This window comes from Paraburkholderia sp. GAS42, from assembly GCF_050436565.1.
In the GTDB taxonomy this organism is placed as follows: Bacteria; Pseudomonadota; Gammaproteobacteria; order Burkholderiales; family Burkholderiaceae; genus Paraburkholderia.
On record NZ_JBNDML010000003.1, the window covers coordinates 487,573 to 507,648 of the forward strand.

General features: G+C 59.8%; 18 protein-coding genes. 10 read left to right on the top strand and 8 right to left on the bottom strand.

The window, feature by feature from the left end:
* Positions 1–65: 65 nt before the first annotated feature.
* The 3 genes from P3T16_RS07170 to P3T16_RS07180 form a co-directional block, all read right to left on the bottom strand.
* A complete protein-coding gene (locus tag P3T16_RS07170) occupies positions 66–515 on the bottom strand; it encodes a MaoC family dehydratase (RefSeq protein ID WP_429341687.1) in 450 nt (149 codons plus the stop codon).
* A gap of 330 nt (positions 516–845) precedes the next feature.
* Positions 846–1,889: a 2-dehydropantoate 2-reductase gene (locus P3T16_RS07175; RefSeq protein ID WP_429259705.1), complete on the bottom strand. Its 1,044-nt coding sequence runs from the start codon at positions 1,887–1,889 to the stop codon at positions 846–848.
* 119 nt (positions 1,890–2,008) lie between these two features.
* Positions 2,009–2,776 (bottom strand): class II aldolase/adducin family protein, encoded by a 768-nt coding sequence (locus tag P3T16_RS07180; RefSeq protein WP_429341735.1) that lies wholly within the window; start codon positions 2,774–2,776, stop codon positions 2,009–2,011.
* A gap of 192 nt (positions 2,777–2,968) precedes the next feature.
* On the opposite strand from P3T16_RS07180, the gene P3T16_RS07185 reads away from it, so the two are divergent.
* Complete coding sequence (locus P3T16_RS07185; RefSeq protein ID WP_429259703.1) at positions 2,969–3,673, top strand: Crp/Fnr family transcriptional regulator; 705 nt, start codon at positions 2,969–2,971, stop codon at positions 3,671–3,673.
* Positions 3,674–4,142: 469 nt separating this feature from the next.
* On the opposite strand, the gene P3T16_RS07190 is transcribed toward P3T16_RS07185, so the two are convergent.
* Entirely contained in the window at positions 4,143–5,894 is a 1,752-nt protein-coding gene (locus P3T16_RS07190; protein ID WP_429341688.1) for an FAD-dependent oxidoreductase, read from the bottom strand.
* 366 nt (positions 5,895–6,260) lie between these two features.
* On the opposite strand from P3T16_RS07190, the gene P3T16_RS07195 reads away from it, so the two are divergent.
* The 4 genes from P3T16_RS07195 (at position 6,261) to P3T16_RS07210 (ending at position 9,441) form a co-directional block, all read left to right on the top strand.
* On the top strand, positions 6,261–7,253 hold the full coding sequence (locus P3T16_RS07195) for an ABC transporter substrate-binding protein (protein ID WP_429341689.1): 993 nt from the start codon (positions 6,261–6,263) through the stop codon (positions 7,251–7,253).
* Between the two features lie 138 nt (positions 7,254–7,391).
* Positions 7,392–8,750 carry an MFS transporter gene (locus P3T16_RS07200; protein WP_429341690.1) on the top strand — a complete coding sequence of 453 codons (1,359 nt, stop codon included), beginning with the start codon at positions 7,392–7,394 and terminating at the stop codon, positions 8,748–8,750.
* A gap of 115 nt (positions 8,751–8,865) precedes the next feature.
* Entirely contained in the window at positions 8,866–9,246 is a 381-nt protein-coding gene (locus tag P3T16_RS07205) for a nuclear transport factor 2 family protein (protein WP_429259699.1), read from the top strand.
* Positions 9,247–9,267: 21 nt separating this feature from the next.
* Positions 9,268–9,441, top strand: coding sequence for a hypothetical protein (locus P3T16_RS07210; protein WP_429341691.1), 174 nt, complete (start codon positions 9,268–9,270; stop codon positions 9,439–9,441).
* Positions 9,442–9,539: 98 nt separating this feature from the next.
* Here the strand turns inward: P3T16_RS07210 and P3T16_RS07215 are convergent, their stop codons facing one another.
* The 3 genes from P3T16_RS07215 to P3T16_RS07225 are packed head-to-tail and all read right to left on the bottom strand — an operon-like array spanning position 9,540 to position 14,221.
* Complete coding sequence (locus tag P3T16_RS07215) at positions 9,540–10,391, bottom strand: SDR family NAD(P)-dependent oxidoreductase (RefSeq protein WP_429341692.1); 852 nt, start codon at positions 10,389–10,391, stop codon at positions 9,540–9,542.
* 30 nt (positions 10,392–10,421) lie between these two features.
* Positions 10,422–11,294, bottom strand: coding sequence for a 4Fe-4S dicluster domain-containing protein (locus P3T16_RS07220; protein ID WP_429341693.1), 873 nt, complete (start codon positions 11,292–11,294; stop codon positions 10,422–10,424).
* On the bottom strand, positions 11,264–14,221 hold the full coding sequence (locus P3T16_RS07225) for a molybdopterin-dependent oxidoreductase (protein WP_429341694.1): 2,958 nt from the start codon (positions 14,219–14,221) through the stop codon (positions 11,264–11,266). Before P3T16_RS07225 ends, P3T16_RS07220 begins: the two co-directional genes overlap by 31 nt.
* Positions 14,222–14,532: 311 nt before the next feature.
* Here P3T16_RS07225 and P3T16_RS07230 point away from each other — a divergent pair, with 311 nt between their 5' ends.
* A complete protein-coding gene (locus tag P3T16_RS07230; RefSeq protein WP_429259694.1) occupies positions 14,533–15,072 on the top strand; it encodes a MarR family winged helix-turn-helix transcriptional regulator in 540 nt (179 codons plus the stop codon).
* A gap of 7 nt (positions 15,073–15,079) precedes the next feature.
* Here P3T16_RS07230 and P3T16_RS07235 read toward each other — a convergent pair whose 3' ends face one another.
* On the bottom strand, positions 15,080–16,015 hold the full coding sequence (locus P3T16_RS07235) for a LysR family transcriptional regulator (protein WP_429341695.1): 936 nt from the start codon (positions 16,013–16,015) through the stop codon (positions 15,080–15,082).
* Positions 16,016–16,249: 234 nt separating this feature from the next.
* Here P3T16_RS07235 and gtdA point away from each other — a divergent pair, with 234 nt between their 5' ends.
* The 4 genes from gtdA to P3T16_RS07255 all read left to right on the top strand — a co-directional run bounded on the left by gtdA (position 16,250) and on the right by P3T16_RS07255 (position 20,065).
* Positions 16,250–17,296, top strand: coding sequence for a gentisate 1,2-dioxygenase (gene gtdA / locus P3T16_RS07240; protein WP_429341696.1), 1,047 nt, complete (start codon positions 16,250–16,252; stop codon positions 17,294–17,296).
* A 73-nt stretch (positions 17,297–17,369) separates the two neighbouring features.
* The gene (locus P3T16_RS07245; RefSeq protein ID WP_429341697.1) at positions 17,370–18,077 is read left to right on the top strand and encodes a fumarylacetoacetate hydrolase family protein; all 708 of its coding nucleotides are present in this window, start codon (positions 17,370–17,372) and stop codon (positions 18,075–18,077) included.
* A gap of 24 nt (positions 18,078–18,101) precedes the next feature.
* Positions 18,102–18,743, top strand: a complete 642-nt coding sequence (maiA, locus tag P3T16_RS07250) for a maleylacetoacetate isomerase (RefSeq protein WP_429341698.1) — start codon at positions 18,102–18,104, stop codon at positions 18,741–18,743.
* Positions 18,744–18,853: 110 nt separating this feature from the next.
* Complete coding sequence (locus P3T16_RS07255; protein WP_429341699.1) at positions 18,854–20,065, top strand: 3-hydroxybenzoate 6-monooxygenase; 1,212 nt, start codon at positions 18,854–18,856, stop codon at positions 20,063–20,065.
* Positions 20,066–20,076 lie beyond the last annotated feature (11 nt).

A 20,076-nucleotide genomic window follows, 5' to 3' on the forward strand; every position in this document is an offset into this window, starting at 1 on the left:
GTTCCGCTTTCGCCCGCACCTGTACGTGTAAACGGAATTGAGCACCTAGCCGTGAAGTGGCACGCTCAAGCGTTACGCGCCGCCACGAGCAGTTTCGACACGAGACGCTGTACGACTTCGCCTGATTCATCCATCGTCTCTGACGCAACTGTCGCGATCCCTTGCGATGGTTTGGACTTCGACCGCTGAACATCCTGCACGGTGCTGACGACCCGGAGGATATTGCCGGGCCGCACGGGTTTGACCCATGCAATATCGACGTTCATACCGATGATGCCTCCCGCGAGCGGCAATCCGCCTGACGCCAGGAGGCGCATCGTAATTGCGGCAGTGTGCCAACCGCTTGCGGCAAGACCACGGAAAATCGATTCTCTCGCGGCAGTATCGTCAAGATGAAACGGTTGTGGATCGAATTCTGACGCGAAGCGCTTGATGTCAGCCTCCGTCACCGTAAAGGTCGGCGAGTCGAATTGCATGCCGACCTTCAGGTCATCCAGATATAAGTGTTCTGTCATCGTCTGTACTCCGGCTTGTCGATTGGCTGGCGACAGGGATCGCTGGAGGCGCGCTTAAGCGACGATCATTTTCGGGCAGCTTCTGGGCGGCCTGTCCTCCGCGGTGTCTGCATTGAGTCGTCCGTGAACAATTCGACCGTCGCGGACCTCGGACGTTCAGACGTCGGACCCACCCAGCAAGCGGCCGTTCAGTTCGCGAGGATGATTGAACGTTGCTTTATCGGCCATGTTGCGGTTCTTCGTACCTCACCAGGTACGACCCGCTGCGAAGGGCGATTTCAGGGCGCTTCGAGGGCGGATGTTGAAGAACGGATGCGCGTGCGCCGGCGTTCAGATTTTATCGTGCAGTGCCAAAGTGGCATGCGCTGCAGCCCGCATCTCAGCCAGCAGTGCTTCGCCTGGCCATGAAGGGCGCACGTCGGCTCGCTCGGCCTCCCGCACGAGTTCGCATAGCCGTTCGTTTACCGGCGCCGTTTGCCCAAGGCGTTGGGCGAGGCGCACGACCTCGCCGTTTATCCAGTCGATTTCCGTGGCGCGCCCTGCCGCCAGGTCGTCGCACATCGATGAGCGCGCGAGCGGATCGATCGTCAGCATCGTGCGGCCCAGCCGTTCGAACAAGGCATCGGGTACGCTGAGAACACGCGGTATCCAGGTGGCCGGAAGCGGCGTCACTCTGGCCGGTCGTATGCCGGCCCGTTTCAGAAGCGCGAGCGCTTCTTTCTGCGCCATAGCGAGGCAGATCCGATAGGCGCGTTGCGAGAGCTCCTCCTTCAAAGGCCGGTTCGCTAGCGCGTTGATGGCATTGTTGAGGTTGAGCAACAGCTTCGCCCACTGCACCGGCAACATATCGACGTGCTGGATCAGCGGCAGACCCGCCTGGCTGAACGCGTCGACGAACGGCTGCATGGCCGGCGTATGTCTGATCTCCAGCTCGCCCGCCGAACCTTGATGAAATCTGCCAGGGCCGCGTTCGACGACATTGAATGGCACCATCCCTTCCAGTACCGTGTGCTGTGGCAGCGCGGCGCGCAGCACGTCCGCATTGCCAATCCCGTTCTGGAAGCTCACGACGATCGTGCCGGGGCGAAGCACGTTCGCCAGTTCTGCCGCGGCCGTGGGTGTCGCAGCAGACTTGACTGTGACGAGCACGAGATCGGCAGCGGCGGCGCTGGCCGCCTCCGTCGATACGTCGATCCGCTCCGGCGGCACTTGCCAGCGGCTATCGTCGTGCCGCGACAGCGTGATGCCTTGATTGCGCAACTGGTCGGCCACGCGTGCACGCCCAATGAAACTGACGTCGCTACCCCCGGCAAGAAGCCGTCCGCCGACATAACAACCAATGGAGCCAGCGCCGTAGATAAAGATTTTTGCCATGCAGGTTCTCACGTGATCTACCCATTACATCCGCGTTGCGTTGAATCGGCAAACGCGGCCCATGACGCTTACGCCGTTCGCTCAGCACATGCCGTCGGGCATAGTGCGAGCGGACCGTGCTAGTCAGCATATCCGGGGTTACGGCGGTCGAGCCGACGGAGCAGCCCGGGCCACACCAGCGCCCCCGGCGTGACGCCCCGCGTCGCCAGCGCGATCTGCTCCCTGATACCGTCGAGAATCGGCTGTGCGATCTGAGTCAGCTTTCCGCCACCTGCCAGGGCGCGCACCTGAATCAAAGAGGCCGCTTCAAAGAAGTACATGGCGACGAAGGCGTCCGCCGCCGTAGCGCCGACCGTCAGCAGGCCGTGGTTGCGCAGCATCAGATAAGTGTTGCTTCCGAGGTCTTGTACGAGACGAGGCTTTTCGGCTTCATTGAGTGCGATGCCCTCGTAGTCGTGGTAGCCGAGCGACGCCAGCACACCAAGTGACTGCTGGGAGAGCGGCAGCAATCCCGCCTCCTGCGCCGACACGGCAACGCCGTTGACCGAGTGAGTGTGCATCACGCAAAGGGCGTCTTCGCGTGCCGCATGCACCGCGCTATGGATCGTGAAGCCGGCCGGATTGACGTCATGCGGCGATTCGGCAATCTTGCGGCCGTCGAGGCCGATCTTGACCAGCGAAGACGCGGTGATTTCTTCGAACATCATCCCGTAGGGGTTGATCAGGAAATGGTGTTCGGGGCCGGGCACGCGCGCCGAGATGTGGGTAAACACCAGATCGTCCCACCCAAACAGCGCCGTGAGACGGTACGCGGCCGCGAGATTGACTCGCGCTTCCCATTCGGCAGGTGAAACGTCGTTCTTCAGACTGACAACAGATGAGGCCACGTCGACACTCCTTATTCGATGGTTCAAGCAATGGAATAACCTGAGACAACGCCCTGCGAAATCGCTCATTCGGCCCCCGCGACGCAGCAGGTGCATCAAGGGCCAAAAGTCATTGCGTCGTCAGATGCGAGTCCACATGATGTTCGCGAACCCGCCTAAAATCTGTCAGATACCCGACAGGTCGACGCGCCAATGGAATCCAGCCTGCACCGCTACCGGACACAACTCGAAACGACTCCATGGTTCCGGGGCCTGCCCGTCGAGTTGCGGGACTACCTGGTCAGCCATGCCAACCTGCTCACGCTGGAAAAGGGCCAATTCCTGTATCGGCGTGGCGAACAGTCTTATGGCTTGTACGCTGTGCTGGGCGGCGCACTCGCAATGGGCACAGTCGGGGTGGATGGGAAAGAGGCGTTGCTCGCGGTGCTCGGACCGACTGCATGGGTGGGGGAAATCTCGCTGTTCGATGGACTGCCGCGTCCGCACGACGCCACCGCCGTTAGCAGGACGCTTCTGCTGCACGTGCCCGAGTCCGCGCTGCAAGACCTGCTCGACTCCACGCCCCGCTATTGGCGCGATTTTGCGTTGTTGATGGCGCAAAGACTTCGGGTTTCGTTCGAGAACGCCGAAGCGATGACCCTCTTGCCCGCGGCACAGCGCGTGGCGAACCGTTTGCTGATGATCGCTGGAGGTTATGGCGGTCTCAACGCCTCGCAGAGCAGGATAAGGGTCTCACAAGACAGCCTGGCTTCAATGGTGTCGCTGTCGCGACAAACCACTAATCAGTTGCTCAGGAACCTCGAAAGTCAACGCATATTGAGCCTGAAATCCGGGGAAATCGCGATTCTCGATTTCGACCGATTGCGCGCAGCCAGTCTCGGCGATCCAGATCCGTGACTGTCACGCCGTTTCGTCGCGTCCTGGGTGAGCGGGTTGCTCATGACGCTGTCGCCATAGGTGGTCATGCGCCGCACCAAGGTACGCGACCTCGGTCGAATGCGCGTGCAAGCGTTGTCTGCGAGCCTTGCTTTCAGTCCCAGGACAAGGCCGTGTAGAGCCCGGTTGGGGGTGCAATCGACTGCAGCACGCCTCGCATGCTACTAGTCGGAGGATCTTATGGAAAAAGGCGGAAGTATGCTTTGGAAAAAGCCACCGGAGGCACGCAAGTCTCTCCGTAGTAGGTACACGTAATCTTGTCTGACTGCTCGTTTGACGGTTCCGGCTCACTCCATACGAGCACCAGGGCTGCCAAACCTGCAGCAGCAAGCACGCCCGTCACGCAAACAAGTCGCTTCATGGCAGTCACCTCATTTCGTCGATGCAGCTGACACCGCTGTCTTCTGTTACGCAGCAAGCAATTTAACGATCAGGCAATGCGCGATTTAGAGGTGGAGGACGAAGGGATATTTGCATTGCTGTCCACCTCCGCCTGCCTGTTTCCGGCAATGGACATGGCGGTCAGATATCCGAACGTCAACGCGGGCCCGAGTGTTATCCCCGCGCCAATGTAGTGTCCGCCCACCGGCGAGTTCATATCGTTGCCGCAAGCGTAGAGTCCAGGGATTGGACGGTTATCGCGATCGAGCACTTCGCCGTTACTTCCGGTCACGAGACCACGGCTTGTACCGAAGTCGCCCGGCATCAGCTTGACAGCGTAAAAGGGCCCACGCTCGATGGGTCCCAGGCAGGGATTGGGTGAATGTGTCGGGTCGCCCTTGTAAATGTTGTAGGCGGACGATCCCTTCCCGAAATCGGTGTCCACGCCGGTGGCTGCGAATTCGTTATTGCGCGCGACGCTGCGTTCGAGTCTGCTCGGGTCGACGCCGAGTTTGCCGGCAAGTTCAACCAGCGTCCGGCCACTGAAGAGGTATTCCGCCTTCTCGTAGCGCCGCAGCGACAAGCTACCGGGAAGAATGACGCCAATGCCGTACTTCTTTACGGTTGCCGCGTCGGCAATGAGATAGGCGGGGATGGCGCCTGCATCGAACATCCCCAGCGTGAATGCGTGGTAAGACGCTGCCTCGTTCGTGAAGCGGTTTCCGTCCTTGCCCACTGCAATGAACCCGGGCTTGGGACGATCGAGCATGAAGTGCCCCCACAAGACCTCATCGCCCTTCTCATTCGAAAGCACGGACATTGGCACATAGAAACCGGTGTCTTCGGAGTTGTGGTCAATTCGCCCCCCGGCCGACAGACCTAGACGAATACCCTCGCCAACGTTACCAGGCAGTCCGAGTCCCAACTCGACGGTGGGCTTGCGTGAGTGTTCCTTGCGCATTTCCCGGCTGCCTGGATACCCTCCGGTCGCAATCACCACACCCCGGCGAGCGCGGATTCGAATTGTGCGTCCGTCCCGAAACACTTCTGCACCGACGACAGTACCGTTATCGATGATCAGTCTGGTGGCGGACGACTGCAGCCAGATATTGATTTGCCGATCCAGAATTGTCTTGTACAGGCGAGCGATGAGCGCATTTCCGCCAACGAGCCGGGTGCCACGGTGATAACTCAACCGATCCACGCCATAGCGCAAAAAGCGCTTCATCACGTGGCGGAACGAGCGAAGTGACCTGGTGAAGGAAAGGAAGTGAAGCAGGTCGACCAGGTCCAGCATCATTCCACCGAACGGTGCAAACGCCGGTAGTGGGGCACGTAAATTCTTGAAGTGCTGGCCAAGTTTGCGAGCATCGAATTCCAGCGGGGCATGAGCGCGGCCAAACATGCCGCCCTCCAGCTCGGGGTAGTAGTCCGGGTAATCGACTGCCATCACCTCTAGCGCCGAGTTGCGTAACATATAGTCGAGGGCGACCCGGCCTTTGAGGATGTAGGCCTCCTGCAATGAGCGATCGACACTCGTACCGACAGTCCTCGCAAAGTATTGGCGCGCTTTATCGAATGAATCTTTGAAGCCGGCGGCCTGCATTGGCGCGCTATCGACGAACCACAACATTCCCACCGACCACGCGGAAGTTCCGCCGACCTGATCGGTCTTCTCGAGAACGAGCGGCTCGAGCCCCTCGTTCTTCGACACGATCGCCGCCGTCAAGCCAGCGGCACCTGCACCCATGATGATGACGTCGACCTCGCGGTCCCAATTCTCCGTCGTTGCGGTGCCCATGGTGTTCGTCCTGTTTTAAGCGTTTCTGGCAGATCGATTCGAAAAACGGTGTTCACGCATTCCCTGAACACCGGTCGCACAACACTAGCGTAGTGCGCCTCATGCCGCAGTCAAATAGATCGATATAGGATTATGCGTATAGCGATAAATGTATATCGAATGATGTGTTTCGGAGTGGGCGATGTCAAGCGTTTTAGGGAATCCCCTGGCCTCACCAGGCAGCCCGTTCGGTTCGACGCCGTGACATGGCTGGAGAGTCCCCACAATTTCTTGACAGATATCGTTCTGTGACAGATCATTCGATATAAATCGACTATCTGGCGGTCGCGGATTGGGGTCGCATTTGTAGCAACAACAGGAGAAACAATGAGCAAGCTTCAGTTGTCCGTCGCGGTAGGCAACTACGACCGGATCAGGCCATTGGTCGACGGCGAGGTTCAAATCGAGGGCGTGGATCCGGTCTTCATGTTGCAGGATCCCGAAGAGATCTTTTTTCGCGCCTTCAGGCACGCCGACTTCGACATTTGCGAACTCTCGCTCAGCAGCTACTCGGTGAAGACCGCTGCGGGAACTTCCCCGTACATCGCCGTGCCGGTCTTTCCGTCGCGAGCCTTTCGACATACGTCGATTTATGTGCGCGCGGATAGGGGCATTAACCGCGCGGAAGATCTGAAAGGCAAGCGCATCGGTGTGCCGGAATATCAGCTAACGGCTAACGTCTGGGTACGTCTGCTTCTCGAAGAAGAGTACGGCGTCAAGCCTTCGGATGTGACCTGGGTGCGTGGCGGATACGAAGATCCGACCAGGGTGGAGAAGATCACACTGAACTTGCCTGCGGACGTCAAGCTGGAGAACGCGCCCGAAGGGAAGACGATCTCGAGCCTGCTGGCGGACGGGGAAATCGATGCTGTCATTGGACCGCGAGCGCCTTCATGCTTCGACCGTGGGCATCCCCAGGTCAAGTACCTGTTCGACGATCCGCACAAAGCCGCGGCAGACTGGTACACACGTACGAAGCTGTTTCCGATCATGCACACGCTGGGAGTCAGGAAGACGCTGGCAGAGCGCCATCCCTGGCTGCCTGGCGCAGTGATGAAGGCATTTGAGAAGTCTAAAGCGCTTGCGTTGACGCGGTTGAGCGATACGGCGGCCACCAAAGTCACGCTGCCGTTCGTCGAGGACCAGTTACGTGCCGCTCGTAAACTGATGGGTACCGACTTCTGGTCGTATGGTTTTGCGAACAATGAGCATGCTATTGATCGTTTTCTTGCCCGCCATTTTGCAGAGGGACTGTCAGCTCGCCAGCTTCAACCGCGCGAGCTATTCCACCCGGCAACCCTCGAAAGCTTTGCAATTTGAACAAGAAACGCAGGGATAGGCCGGAATAGCCCGTGTCGCGGCGTCCGCGCGGCGCGGGCGTGGTGCGTTCGTTCTGATCGTCAACCAGCGCGATAGACGCGGCCAGTGCACCCCTTCGCAACTGGCAGGAGACAAACGATGAAACCTGCTTCGGTCATCGATGCCCAGAAGCTCATCGACGAGCACCCATTCGGCCGCTTTCAGCGACTCATTTTTTTCATGTGCTTCGTGATTGTCATGCTGGATGGTTTCGACACTGCGGCAATCGGTTTCATCGCGCCGTCGTTACTGACTGAGTGGCATCTCGCGAAGCCCGACCTCGCGCCAGTCCTGAGTGCCGCACTGTTCGGCCTCGCGTTCGGTGCGCTCGTGTCCGGCCCTTTGTCAGATCGTGTCGGACGACGGTCGCTGATGGTCGGAGCCGTGTTTCTCTTCGGAGTTGCCTGCGTTACATCCGCGTTCTCAACGAACATCGGTCAACTGACTCTGCTGCGCTTCATCACGGGCATCGGCCTCGGCGCAGCGATGCCTGGCGCGGTGACCATGATGGACGAGTTCTGCCCGACCCGGCGCCGCGCCACTGTGACCAGCCTGATGTGCTGCGGATTCCCACTCGGCGCGGCTTGCGGCGGGCTGCTTGCAACATGGCTGATTCCTCACGCTGGCTGGCGAAGTGTTCTGATACTGGGCGGCGTCACGCCGATACTTCACAGTGTCTTGCTACTGTTCTGGATGCCGGAATCGGTGCGCTTTATGGTTGCAAACGGCAAGCCCGTCGCGCGCATTCGCGCGATTCTGTCGCGTATCTCCGATGAAGCGATCCACGCGCGCGGTTTCGCTCTTACCGAGAGCGCACCGGGGACGGGCGACAAGGGGCTCGGCGTTGTGTTGTCGCGTGCATACATCGTCGGTTCATTGATGCTATGGATCGCGGCCTTCATGGGCCTTCTGGTGATCTACGCATTAATCAACTGGATGCCGATTCTGCTGAAGGACGCGGGCCTGAGCCTGAGAGGCGCGACGGTAATTTCCGCACTGTTCCCGCTGGGTGGTATCGGCGCGGTGTTGTGCGGCGCACTGATGGATCGCTTCAATGCAAATTTAGTGATTGCCGCGTGCTACGCGCTCGCTGCGATCAGTCTCTTTTGTATTGGAGAGACAGCGGGACACATAGGCCTGCTTGTGCCCATCGTTGTTGTGTGCGGCGTGCTGATGAACACTGCGCAAGCCTCAATGAATGCGCTTGCGGCTGCGTTTTATCCGACTGAGGGTCGCGGCACGGGTGTCGCGTGGATGCTCGGCATGGCCCGCTTTGGCGGGATCGCAGGCTCGTTTCTCGTCGCCGAACTCGTAAGGTCGCATTTTACGTTCGTAGGTGTCTTTGCGACGATCGCCGTTGCCGGAGCGCTTTCGTGTATCGCTTTGCTGGTCAAGCAGTTTGCTCTGCCGCACGTCTTCAGACCGACGCCCGGCGGAGTGGGATCACTGAGTCACTGAGCGGGCGGCAGTGGTTGCCCCGTCGTACTGGATGCAGATACCAGCCGCCGTGCGGGGAGTGCTCCGAGCTATCAACAACATCGTACTCAATCAGCCTTCGAGGAGGAGACCTGGCATGTTCACTGAGGCGCCCACAGCAGCATTCGAATACGTATCTGAAGTGTATGAAGCCATTGATTCGAAAGACGAGCAGCAGCTAGCGCGCTACCTGACGGAAAACTGCACGTTTGTCTATGCCAATAGCGACCCGGTCACCGGACGCGCAAATGTTGCCGAGGCTTCAAAGGCGTTCATGGCTTTGATCGCCGGCATCAAGCATCACCTGCTTGATGTCTGGTCGTTCGACGACGTCGTTATATCGCGGCTCGACGTGACTTACACGCGCAAGGATGGATCGACACTGACGGTGCCGGGGGTGACCATCTGGCGGCTACGCGACAGGCAGATCGACGATTACCGTATCTACATCGACGTTGCACCGCTGTTTGCGCATTGATTACAAAGGGAGCGTAAGCCGATGAACCGGACTCTTGAAGGTAGGACGATCATCGTTACGGGCGGTGGCACGGGTATTGGACGGGCAGCGGCCATGGCGCGCGCTGCGGCAGGCGCGCGCTTGCCGCACGCGTTTCCGAAGATGCCCTCTCCGGCAAGGCGAGGCTTGTCGGAGTGGCCGCACTATCACCAGTGACGGATTTGACACTGTCGGGTGAGTCGTATGTGACGCGCGCAGATGCCGATCCGTATTTCACCCTCCCGCAGGTGACGGAACTATGGTCGAACTGGCGCTCATTGGCGATACGCAGGCGCACCTTGGGGCGCTCGCGACGCACCGCCATCGATGACCATTTCCGCGGCCTGCATGCTGCTCGAGTAGTCCGAAGCGAGAAAGAGGGCGGCCTGTGCTACTTCTTCGGCATCATTGAGGCGGCCGATCGGAATGCTTCGGATCAGGCTCTTTTCGAGCTCCTGCAACTGCGTCTCTGTCTGAACAATGGTGTTCCAGATCGGCGTGCGAGTCGGGCCCGGAACCAGCGTATTGACGCGAATGCCTTTCGGCGTCAGTTCGGATGCAAGCGCGCGTGCCATGCCCGATATTCCCGCTTTGCTTGCAGCATAGATGCCGAATCCGCCGATACCCATAGTCGCGACGACAGAGCCGATGAGAATGACCGACGAGCCCGAACGCAGATGTGGCAGTGCGGCCTGCACAGTGTAGAAGCTCCCGGCGACGTTGATCCTGAGTATGCATTCAACGAGGTCGCTGGGCGTGTTGTCCAAAGGTGTGGGGGATACGACGCCAGCACTGGCAAGCAGCACATCGATATGGCCAAACTGGCGACCGGCTTCCGTGAAGGCGTCGACGAGTGCATTAGCGTTCGTGACATCCGCCTCGATCGTCACGACCTTTGCGCCAAGCTGACCACGTGCGGCATGAAGCGTATCCGCATTGTTGCTCATGAGGATAACGTTCGCTCCTTCCTCAAGAAAGAGTCGCGCCGAAGCCAACCCGATTCCACTGTCTCCGCCAGTAATAACCGCGACCTTATCTTTAAGCTGCATGCGTGACTCCGAGGTTTGTGGGGTTTCGAAACGGATTACCTTCGAATCGGAACGCGCTGCCTCGCGCGGCGATTGCACGCTCGATGCGAGGCCACACGACGTGCGGCATCAATACAGCAACGTGCCGAGATTGACGCTTCCTGTGCGCTCTCTCGCCGCGATGATTTTTTCAGTCCCGTCCTTTCGCACTCGCACTTCAATGGACGAGGACAGCTCAGTCAAACCGGAGAACCGGAAGTCGCCGAAATGGTCGGTCTGCGTCGTGCGTTCGCTGCCATCGGCGGAGTCGAGCAGTACGACTTCCACACCCTCCAGGTTGCGCATACGACCATCACCCATGTCTTCGCAAACATTGCCTGCGACCAGATGGCTGAGCGCATCGTCGAGATTGCGGTAGAAGACGCGTGGCTTCGTTCCGAACTCGGGGTGAATGACGGACAGATGCTCCTTCTCGACCATGTCTCGCAACTCGGCATCTTCTGCCTTCAACGCGCGAATCGCCCTGGTCGGGCAAGCCTGCGCACAACGGGGTTCGTTCCAGCCGGAGTCGAGCAGGTGTGCGTCAAAGTTCCAGTTCTGCGGCACCTGTTCCTGTTCGTTCCACTCGATCATGTCGTACGGGCACGACTTGACCAGATCGCGCCGGCCGCGTGACTTGACCGGGTCAATCACAACGACACCGTCCGGGCGCTTGTAGATGGATCCATCTTTGGCTGCATTGACGCACGGCGCGTTGTCGCAATGGTTGCATGTCTTCGGGATATAGGTCACGTCGACGAGCGTGCCTTCTCCGCGAACGTGACGTTCGATCCGGATCGTTTCGAGACCCTCCGGAGGATGAGGCGCCGAATAGCCTGGAAAAGCGTTTCCGCTGTATTCATCCTTGGTCGCGATGACACAGTTTCTGCAGTTGATGCAGAGCGAAACGTCGATGATCAATGCCCAGCCGGTCATGCTGCCTTCTCCAGTGTTGCGTCCCATTTGTCTACCTCCACCCAGCAGCTGTTCGGCATGATCCCGTCCGAGGTCGGACTCATTTTTCGACCGGGAGTGAGGAGGTTGAGACAACCTCCACGATCGACCAGACCGACCGAAGTCTGGATCAGGTCGAGTTCAGCACACGATTCATTGCCGCGCGCGACACCTTCTTTGACAAGCTGGGAAACGTCCACCGCGCAGATCACCGATGCCTGCGCGTTATGAACGCGAACCAGATCGCCGGATTTCAGCGCTCGGGCTGCAGCATCCTGGGGGTTCATTCTCAGCACCCAGTATCGATAGCCGCCAACATTCATCCGGTGCTCATTGATGGTGCTGATGTGGCTGTTCTTTCCGTCCGCCTGCGAATGGAAGCTATACACGGGATGGTTGGTCACGAGTTGCAGAGGGAAGCGTTGCCGTCTGGCACTATCGCCGTTCATATACCGGTTGACCGCCGGCCGTGCAGGATCGATTTTCTCGATGCGGCGCAGACTTGATGGAACGAACTCGAACTTGCCCGACTGCGTGGGAAGGCTCTCTCCAAACTTTGTCGAGTACACGCCGGGAAGCGGGTTGGCCTCCGGCAGATCCTTCGGGCGACCTTCGGCAAACCAGCGCATGTCGACCGGTTGCCGGTCGTTGTCCGCGGGCGGCGGCACGACGTGATAACCCTTCTTGAGGAACTTCTTCCAGGTCGTTTGCTTCGGCAGATCCGTCGAGTTGAACATCCGCTCACACCACGTCAGTTCCGAGCCGCCGCCTTCGGAGTACATGCCGCCGTATCCAAGCCGCAAGAGGATGTCGAGGAAGATCTGGTAGTCGGACCTGGATTCGCCAAGCGGCTCGATGCATTTGTGCTGCATGATCATCATCCGATGATTGAGCTGGCTCTGGGCGTGCTGGATATAGCCGCCGCAATTTGCCCATTCGGAGATGTCGTCGCGTTCGAGCGCTGTACACGCCGGCAGGATGATGTCGGCAAACTGCGCCTCGTTCTCCATCCAGATCGACTGGTTGACGATGAATTCGAGCGACGGATGACGGTACGCATCGACGAGCCGGTTCGATCCCGGGACCGTACCGAACGACGATGAACCATAGCGATACAGCATGTGGATGGGCGAATAGCCTGGCCGCGGATACGCGTAGTGGGCAAATTGTCCTTCTGTCGAGAAGCCTTCCCACAGGTAGCCATCCGCCGTGCCCTGGGTGATCGCTTCGGCAAACCGTTGGCGAGGCACGGACTGCTTCACGGGATTGATCGTGATGATGTGTGGCATGCGGCAGTAGTTGTGCGCTGCACTCGCTGTGTAGTTCAGGTCGCCGGAGATTCCGCCCTCGGCATAGCCCGGGAAGTAGAAGTTCAGATCCTGCGGTGCGCCAATTTGCAGGTTGCCGAAATTGATACCCGGCTTTCCCCAACCCTGCATCGCCATCATCATCACGACATTGCGTGCCCACTGGGCACCGGTTTCCGTGCGGCATGCGCCACCGAAGCCCGCGCCCAGGCCGCCTGCCGCGAGATACGTCTTCTTCGATGCCCATAGCTGGGCAAGACTGCGGACGTCTTTCGCCGGAATACCGGTTTCGGCTTCCTGCCACTCGGGCGTCTTGGGCAAGCCGTCTTCCTCCCCAAGCACATAAGCGCGCCACTCGTCGAAGCCCGTTGTCCTCGAGGCCACGTACTCTTTGTCATAGGTTTCGTTCACCATCCATTCATGCATGATGGCAATCGCGAAAGCCGCATCGGTACCGGGGCGAACAGGGAGCCACTTGCCACCAAGAAGCTGGGCGGATTGCGTCAGGTACGGGTCGATATGGACAAACTCGATGCCAAGCTGCTTCGCCCACAGGCGACGCTCCGTGCCTTCGAAGCCGGCGTAGACGCCGTTGGTCGACTCCGGGTCGCTCGACCAGAATACGATCACCTCGGCATGTTCGAGGCAGTCCTCCGTCGTGCCGTAAAAGCCTGGCGTGCCCAGACGCAGGCTGTTGCCATAGTGATGCATGGCACCCCAGTACCAGCCTTCCCAACTGATCGGGCTCATTTCGACGCGCGTGTATCCGATCAGGTTGCCGAAGCGCTGCATGGCGCTCAGGTAGTAGTTAATGTTCCCCCACTGATGATGTGCCCCTGTGGCCATGGCGATCGCACCCGGGCCATGCTGCTGTTTCATGCGCGTGATTTCGCCTGCGACAATGTCGAGCGCTTCGTCCCAGCTAATGCGCTCGTATTTCGAAATGCCGCGGTTCTGGGGATTGCGTTCGCCTTTCGGGTCGAAGTCGACCCGCTTCATCGGGTAGAGAATCCGCTTGTCGGAGTACACGAGCGATTTCAGCGAAAGCGCGTGCGGGCTGACCGTTGCGCGCCGAGCCGGCGAGAAACGGCGTCCCCTTGCCGTGATGCTCCAGCTCGGTCCGTCTTCGTCAGCAAGATCGATTGGGGTTGTCCGGATGATCTTGCCATCCTTCACGAAGACAAAAACCGGGCCGCCGTTGGTGAGCGTGACGTAGCGGGTTGTCCCGTCCTTCATCTTCATGCCCCGGCGCCAGGAAGCCGTCTTCATGATGTTGACCAGCCGACCGAACCACACCAGCGCCTGATCACTTCCGCCCTGCGTGATCTTGAAGTTCTTGAGTGCATCGATCAGGAAGGCGTGATCGGTCGTCGGCGCGAGCATCCGGCGTGCGGTTGGCGCATCCATGAAGATGAGTTCAGCGTCTGGCTTGGGCAATACTCCCCAGCGCGCAGAGATGCTGCCGTTCCTGAAATGAAGTTGTCTCGCGAGACTGTTGTCCCGCAGTCGCAACTGGATCACCCAGTTTCCTGACGCGAGGTGTTCGCGCATGCTGGGAAACTTGCGTGCAGCGATCCGCAGGGCGGTCGGCATCAGCCAAAGTATGAATACAAGAAGGTACCGTTGCATGTGAGTCTGGATCCTGAGCTGAAATACGCTATCTGCGTCGCGCAAGGCAACGACCCCGTCAAGCGGCGCATTCTGGGTCAGCGCCGCAAAACGGCCGCACGTCTGGCCACGTGTTGTATGATCTTTCTTGCGACGGATCATCTGCAAAAAGATAATTCCATCTCATATCGATTTATATCGAATGATGTGATTAAGGATGAACAAAGTCAAGAACTCCAGGGAATGCCCTGGTCCGCGCTTCTGTTAACTGCTTTTGTTTCGCCATACGGATTCATCCCTGAGTGGCGATCCTAACGTCAAGGAAAGAGCGAATGCCCAAATCGAACACCAATGCGGTCAAAGCGACCCGAAACGCTGCCGTGCCAGTGGTTGCCGAGGAGAAGCAACCCTTAGAGGTATTTGATGATCGTGGCAGAACCATTCCGTGGATGGCAAGAACGGTGCACAGGCTCTACGACGCCCAGGCCCAGAAGATTCTCGACCGGGAGAACATCGCCATTGCGTACTGGTACTACCTTCGGGTGCTGGCGGAACGTGGCGAGATCAACCAGCTTGAGTTGAGCAAGCGCGTGGGTATTGCGTCGACCACGGCAGTGCCTGCTCTCGACAACCTCGAAAAGCGTGGCCTCGTGCAAAGAACCCGCGATCCAAACGACAGACGAAAGTATTTCGTCACGCTGCAGGGTGAAGGCAAACGTCTCGTGGATGAGCTTTTGCCTGAGTTGACGGAGATGATCTCTGCATCACTCGACGGCATCACTCAACGGGATATGCGCGTTTTCTGGAAGGTCATGCATCAGATCGAAGCCAACCTGACCCAGATGTCCCAGGACGACACGATGGTGGATTGAATAACCCTTAAGCGGTGTGCCATTCCTTCATGTGTGGGTCCGCACATGTGTGGAGACTCTCCAATGCCATGGCCACTGCGACGCGATTTACGTTTTCGGTGTGCCAGTAGACAGAGACGGATCCGAAGCCCTCGAGTTGAATGGGCAAAATACGCAGCGCGTTCAATTGTTCGAATCGAAGGGCGGCCCGATGCGACGCGACGCCCACCAGTTCCGTGTTGTTCAGCAGCGTCAGATTGAGAATCGACGAGTTGGATTCGACGCAATGGCCTGGCTGCGTGCGTCCTTCCGCCGCCAGCGCCGCCTCCAGTGCAGTTCGCACAGGCGTGCCTTGCGGCCAGACGATCCACGAATAGGCGAGCACGTCGTCCCAGGTGAGCGTTGCATTTCCAGCGAGCGGGTGCTGCGGCCCTGCGACGAAGTTGATCGGCTCCGTGTAGAGCGTTTTCGTCTGCAACTGCGGATCGTCGTACTGCTGACCGGATCGTCCAACGACGATATCCAGTTCGCCGCACGCAAGCTGCGGCATCAGCTGGTTCATCGTGCTCTCCACGATCCGCACCTGCGCGCGGGGCATCCGCTCCAGAAGCCGGGCCACCGCGAGAGGCACGGTATCGGCCGCTGATACACCCGACGTTCCAATGCTCACGAGACCGCTGCCGCCTTCACGCATGGCCTGCATATCGTCGCGCGCGACATCGAGATGGGCTTCGATGCGGCGCGCGTGTTCGATCAGCGCCTCGCCATACGACGTAGGCCGCAAGCCGCGTGCGTGTCGCTCGAATAGCGGCAGGCCGACATCCTCCTCCAGCTCCTTGAGCCACTTCGATAACGCCGGTTGCGTGGTGTTGAGCACCGCCGCCGATTGACTCAAATTGCCTGTGCTCGCGAGGCTCAGCAGCACCTGCAGATGCCTCAGACGAAGGCGGTAAGTCCAGTCCATCGCCCAATCCTCCATGTCGATCGGAGTTAGCGCAGAGCGCCTGCTCTGGTCACATGCAACTTGTTGCCCACATTCCCGCTACGGCTGCCGGGATATATCCAAAAACGTATGGATTAGATGTTTTCGCAATTTTACGGGATATGACTGTGTCGCATATAAATCATGCATAGGGTCTACGAGCGCGACGCGTGATCAGCCGACGTACCCCACACGTGACAACGACAGGAGACGCGAATGACCAGCAACAATCCGGGCGCATCACGCGCAGCCTACTACGAGCAGATCGCGCGGCAGCGTATGGCGCCGCTGTGGGAATCGCTGCACAACCTCGTACCCAAAGCGCCGCAACCGAAAGCCCAGCCCGCCATCTGGAAATATGCGCAGGTGCGCGATCTGGTGATGCTGGCCGGTTCCGTGATCAGCGCCGAAGAGGCCGTCCGTCGTGTGCTGATACTCGAGAACCCAGGCTTGCCCGGTAAGTCGAGCATGACACCGAATCTGTACGCCGGACTGCAGCTGATCCTGCCTGGCGAGATCGCGCCGAGTCACCGGCATACGCAGTCGGCGCTGCGTTTCATCGTCGAAGGCAAGGGCGCGTGGACGGCCGTGAATGGCGAGCGCACGATCATGCATCCGGGCGACTTCATCATCACGCCGTCGTGGACGTGGCACGACCACGGGAACCCGTCGGTGGAAGACGGCGGCGAGCCCGTCGTGTGGCTCGACGGCCTCGATATTCCCCTCGTTGCCCAGATGGACGCCGGGTTTGCCGAAAACTACCCCGAGGCGACGCAGCCGCTTGCGCGCCCCGAGGGCGACAGCTTCGCGCGCTTTGGTCACAACATGGTGCCCGTGCGGCATCGCGTGTCCGATCCCACCTCGCCGATTTTCAGCTATCCGTATGAGCGCAGCCGCGAAGCGCTCGACGCGCTGTATCGGAACGGCGAACTCGACGAGTGGGACGGCGTGAAGCTGCGGTATGTGAACCCGACGACGGGCGGCTGGCCGATGCCAACCATCGCGACGTTCATGCAATACCTGCCCGCAGGCTTCAAGGGCCGTCCGTACCGCAGCACCGATGCGACCGTCTACTGCGTCGTCGAAGGCAAGGGCGCCGTGAAGATCGGCAATGACGAATTCACGTTCGAACCGCACGACGTGTTCGTCGCGCCGTCGTGGGCGCCCGTGCAACTGTCGGCGTCGGCGGAAAGTGTGCTGTTCAGCTATTCGGATCGCCCCGTGCTCGCCGCGCTGAATCTGCTGCGCGAAGAACGCGGCTGACCAGCCTGCTTTTTCAGCCGCGCATGCTGCACCTGCGTGTGTGCTCTCCTTTATCTATTGAGTCGAAATCATCATGACTTTTGTTTTCCCGCCCGAAGCACCCGTTGCCGTTCCCGTCGCCGGTAGCGACGCTCAATTCGCGGTGCGCCGCGTCTATTGCGTGGGCCGTAACTACGCGGCGCACGCGCGCGAAATGGGTTTCGATCCCGATCGTGAGCCGCCGTTCTTCTTCTGCAAGCCGGCCGACGCCGTGGTGCCTGTCGCGTATGGCGAGACGCTCGAACTGGTCTATCCGTCGCAGACGCAGAACTATCACTATGAAGCGGAACTCGTCGCGGTGATTGGCAAGGGCGGTTCGGATATTCCGGTTGAACAGGCGTTGGATTATGTCTGGGGCTACGCGGTCGGTCTCGACATGACGCGCCGCGACCTGCAGATGAAGATGCGCGAGATGGGCCGCCCGTGGGAAATCGGCAAGGCATTCGACCGTTCCGCGCCGATGGGCCCGATTCATCCGGTCAGGGCGGTAGGTCACTTCGAAAGCGGCGGTTTGTGGCTCACCGTCAATGGCGAGACGAAGCAGAAGAGCGATGTGTCGCATTTGATCTGGTCGGTCGCCGAAACCGTTTCAGATCTGTCGAAGTACTTCCGCCTCGAACCGGGTGATGTCATTTTCACAGGTACTCCCGAAGGCGTTGGCGCAGTGAAGACGGGCGACACGATGAGGGTCGGCGTCGAGCGTCTGGGGGAAGTGACGGTACGCGTGGCCTCACCTACGTAATTTGCATTGGACGGAGGTCTACTCGTGCAACTCCATAGCTTCTTCAACAGCTCGACGTCGTACCGCGTGCGCATTGCGCTCGCGCTCAAAGGTCTCGCGTACGACACGCTGCCCGTCAATATCCGTGTCGGCGAGCATCGCGCAGCGGATTACGTGGCGAACGTGAATCCATCCGCATCGGTGCCCGCGTTGATCGACGGCGTTTTCAAGCTCGGCCAGTCACTCGCGATCATCGACTATCTCGACCAGACCCATCCCGAGCCGCGCCTGATTCCGCTCGAACCAGCAGTGCGGGCGCGCGTACTCGAACTTTCGACGCTGATTGCCTGCGACATCCATCCCGTCAACAACGTGCGCGTGCTGCGCTATCTGGAAACGGAACTGAAGGTGACGCCGCAGCAAAAAACCGCGTGGTATCGACACTGGATCGCTCAAGGGATGGCGGCCGTCGAGCGCCTGCTCGAACGCAGCAACGAAGGCCCGTGGTGCTTCGGTGCGCAACCGACGCTCGCTGACGTGTCCCTTGTGCCGCAGATCGCCAACGCGCTGCGCATGGACTGCGATCTGGGCGCCTGTCCGCGCAGCCTCGCTGTGTATGAACACGCTTCGAAACATCCGGCATTCGCTGCAGCAGAGCCGCAGCGCCAGCCCGATTACGTTGCTTGATTGCATGGGACGGGAGCGCTTTTGCGTGGGACCGGAGTCAGTCCTGAAGCACTAACTCCGGATCGACATAAGCGTTAAAGCGCTCACTCCCGTCGACAAAGGAGACAGTCATGAGTGAGACAAACAAGGCGCGCCGCGTGCTCGTAATCGGCGGCGGTATTGGTGGACTGGCTGCTGCGCTGGCGCTCGCACGGCAGGGCATTCGCGTGCAGCTGCTCGAGCAGGCTCCCGAGATCCAGGAGATAGGCGCGGGCATCCAGCTGGCCGCGAATGCGTTCAACGCGCTCGATGCGTTGGGTGTCGGCGAGGCGGCGCGCGGCCGGGCCGTGTTCACCGACTACCTGAGCCTGAGGGACGCGCTCGACGCGAAGGAAATCGTGCGCATCGATGTCGGCGCGCCATATCGCGCGCGCTTTGGCAATCCGTATGCGGTGATTCATCGTGCGGATATCCATCTGTCGATTCTCGAAGCCGTCAAGGATCATCCGCTGATCCAGTTCCGCACGAACACGCAGGTCTGCGCCCTGGATCAGGATGCCAACGGCGTGACCGTCACCGATCAGCATGGCGAGCGCTACAGCGCGGACGCGGTGATTGGTTGCGATGGCGTGAAATCAGCGATACGCAGGGCGCTGATCGGTGACGCGCATCGCGTGACGGGGCATGTTGTGTATCGCGCAGTCGTCGATGTCGAGAACATGCCTGAGGACTTGCGAATCAATGCACCTGTCGTGTGGGCGGGTCCGCATTGTCACCTTGTGCATTATCCGCTGCGCGGCGGCCGGCAGTACAACCTGGTCGTCACGTTCCATAGCCGCGAAAAGGAGGAATGGGGCGTGCGCGAAGGCAGCAAGCAGGAAGTGCTGTCGTACTTCGAGGGCATCCATCCGCTGCCGCACCAGATGCTCGACCGGCCGACTTCATGGAAGCGCTGGGCCACGGCGGATCGCGATCCCGTGGAACGCTGGAGCGAGGGGCGCGCCACCGTGCTCGGCGACGCGGCGCACCCAATGACTCAGTACCTCGCGCAGGGTGCCTGTCAGGCGCTTGAAGACGCAGTCACGCTCGGCGCGGCCGTTGCCGCGACTGAAGGCGATTTCGAAGCGGCGTTCAAGCTGTACGAGTCGGTGCGCATTCCGCGCACGGCGCGCGTGCTCTACTCGGCGCGTGAAATGGGCCGCATCTATCATGCGAAGGGCGTCGAGCGTCTGGTGCGCAATTCGCTTTGGGTCGGCCGCACGCAGGAGCAGTTCTACGACGCGTTGGCGTGGTTGCATGGCTGGCGCGCCGAAGACTGTCTGAATGGCGCCGCCCAGGGATAACGGCACGGGTC

What these genes read in the sequence shown, in the direction of transcription:
- P3T16_RS07255 (WP_429341699.1), top strand. Translation starts at nt 18,854, where the DNA reads ATGAGTGAGACAAACAAGGCGCGCCGCGTGCTCGTAATCGGCGGCGGT.
- P3T16_RS07185 (WP_429259703.1), top strand. Translation starts at nt 2,969, where the DNA reads ATGGAATCCAGCCTGCACCGCTACCGGACACAACTCGAAACGACTCCA.
- P3T16_RS07230 (WP_429259694.1), top strand. Translation starts at nt 14,533, where the DNA reads ATGCCCAAATCGAACACCAATGCGGTCAAAGCGACCCGAAACGCTGCC.
- P3T16_RS07205 (WP_429259699.1), top strand. Translation starts at nt 8,866, where the DNA reads ATGTTCACTGAGGCGCCCACAGCAGCATTCGAATACGTATCTGAAGTG.
- P3T16_RS07210 (WP_429341691.1), top strand. Translation starts at nt 9,268, where the DNA reads ATGAACCGGACTCTTGAAGGTAGGACGATCATCGTTACGGGCGGTGGC.
- P3T16_RS07235 (WP_429341695.1), bottom strand. Translation starts at nt 16,015, where the DNA reads ATGGACTGGACTTACCGCCTTCGTCTGAGGCATCTGCAGGTGCTGCTG.
- P3T16_RS07220 (WP_429341693.1), bottom strand. Translation starts at nt 11,294, where the DNA reads ATGGGACGCAACACTGGAGAAGGCAGCATGACCGGCTGGGCATTGATC.
- P3T16_RS07175 (WP_429259705.1), bottom strand. Translation starts at nt 1,889, where the DNA reads ATGGCAAAAATCTTTATCTACGGCGCTGGCTCCATTGGTTGTTATGTC.
- P3T16_RS07225 (WP_429341694.1), bottom strand. Translation starts at nt 14,221, where the DNA reads ATGCAACGGTACCTTCTTGTATTCATACTTTGGCTGATGCCGACCGCC.
- P3T16_RS07200 (WP_429341690.1), top strand. Translation starts at nt 7,392, where the DNA reads ATGAAACCTGCTTCGGTCATCGATGCCCAGAAGCTCATCGACGAGCAC.
- gtdA (WP_429341696.1), top strand. Translation starts at nt 16,250, where the DNA reads ATGACCAGCAACAATCCGGGCGCATCACGCGCAGCCTACTACGAGCAG.
- P3T16_RS07245 (WP_429341697.1), top strand. Translation starts at nt 17,370, where the DNA reads ATGACTTTTGTTTTCCCGCCCGAAGCACCCGTTGCCGTTCCCGTCGCC.
- P3T16_RS07170 (WP_429341687.1), bottom strand. Translation starts at nt 515, where the DNA reads ATGACAGAACACTTATATCTGGATGACCTGAAGGTCGGCATGCAATTC.
- P3T16_RS07195 (WP_429341689.1), top strand. Translation starts at nt 6,261, where the DNA reads ATGAGCAAGCTTCAGTTGTCCGTCGCGGTAGGCAACTACGACCGGATC.
- P3T16_RS07190 (WP_429341688.1), bottom strand. Translation starts at nt 5,894, where the DNA reads ATGGGCACCGCAACGACGGAGAATTGGGACCGCGAGGTCGACGTCATC.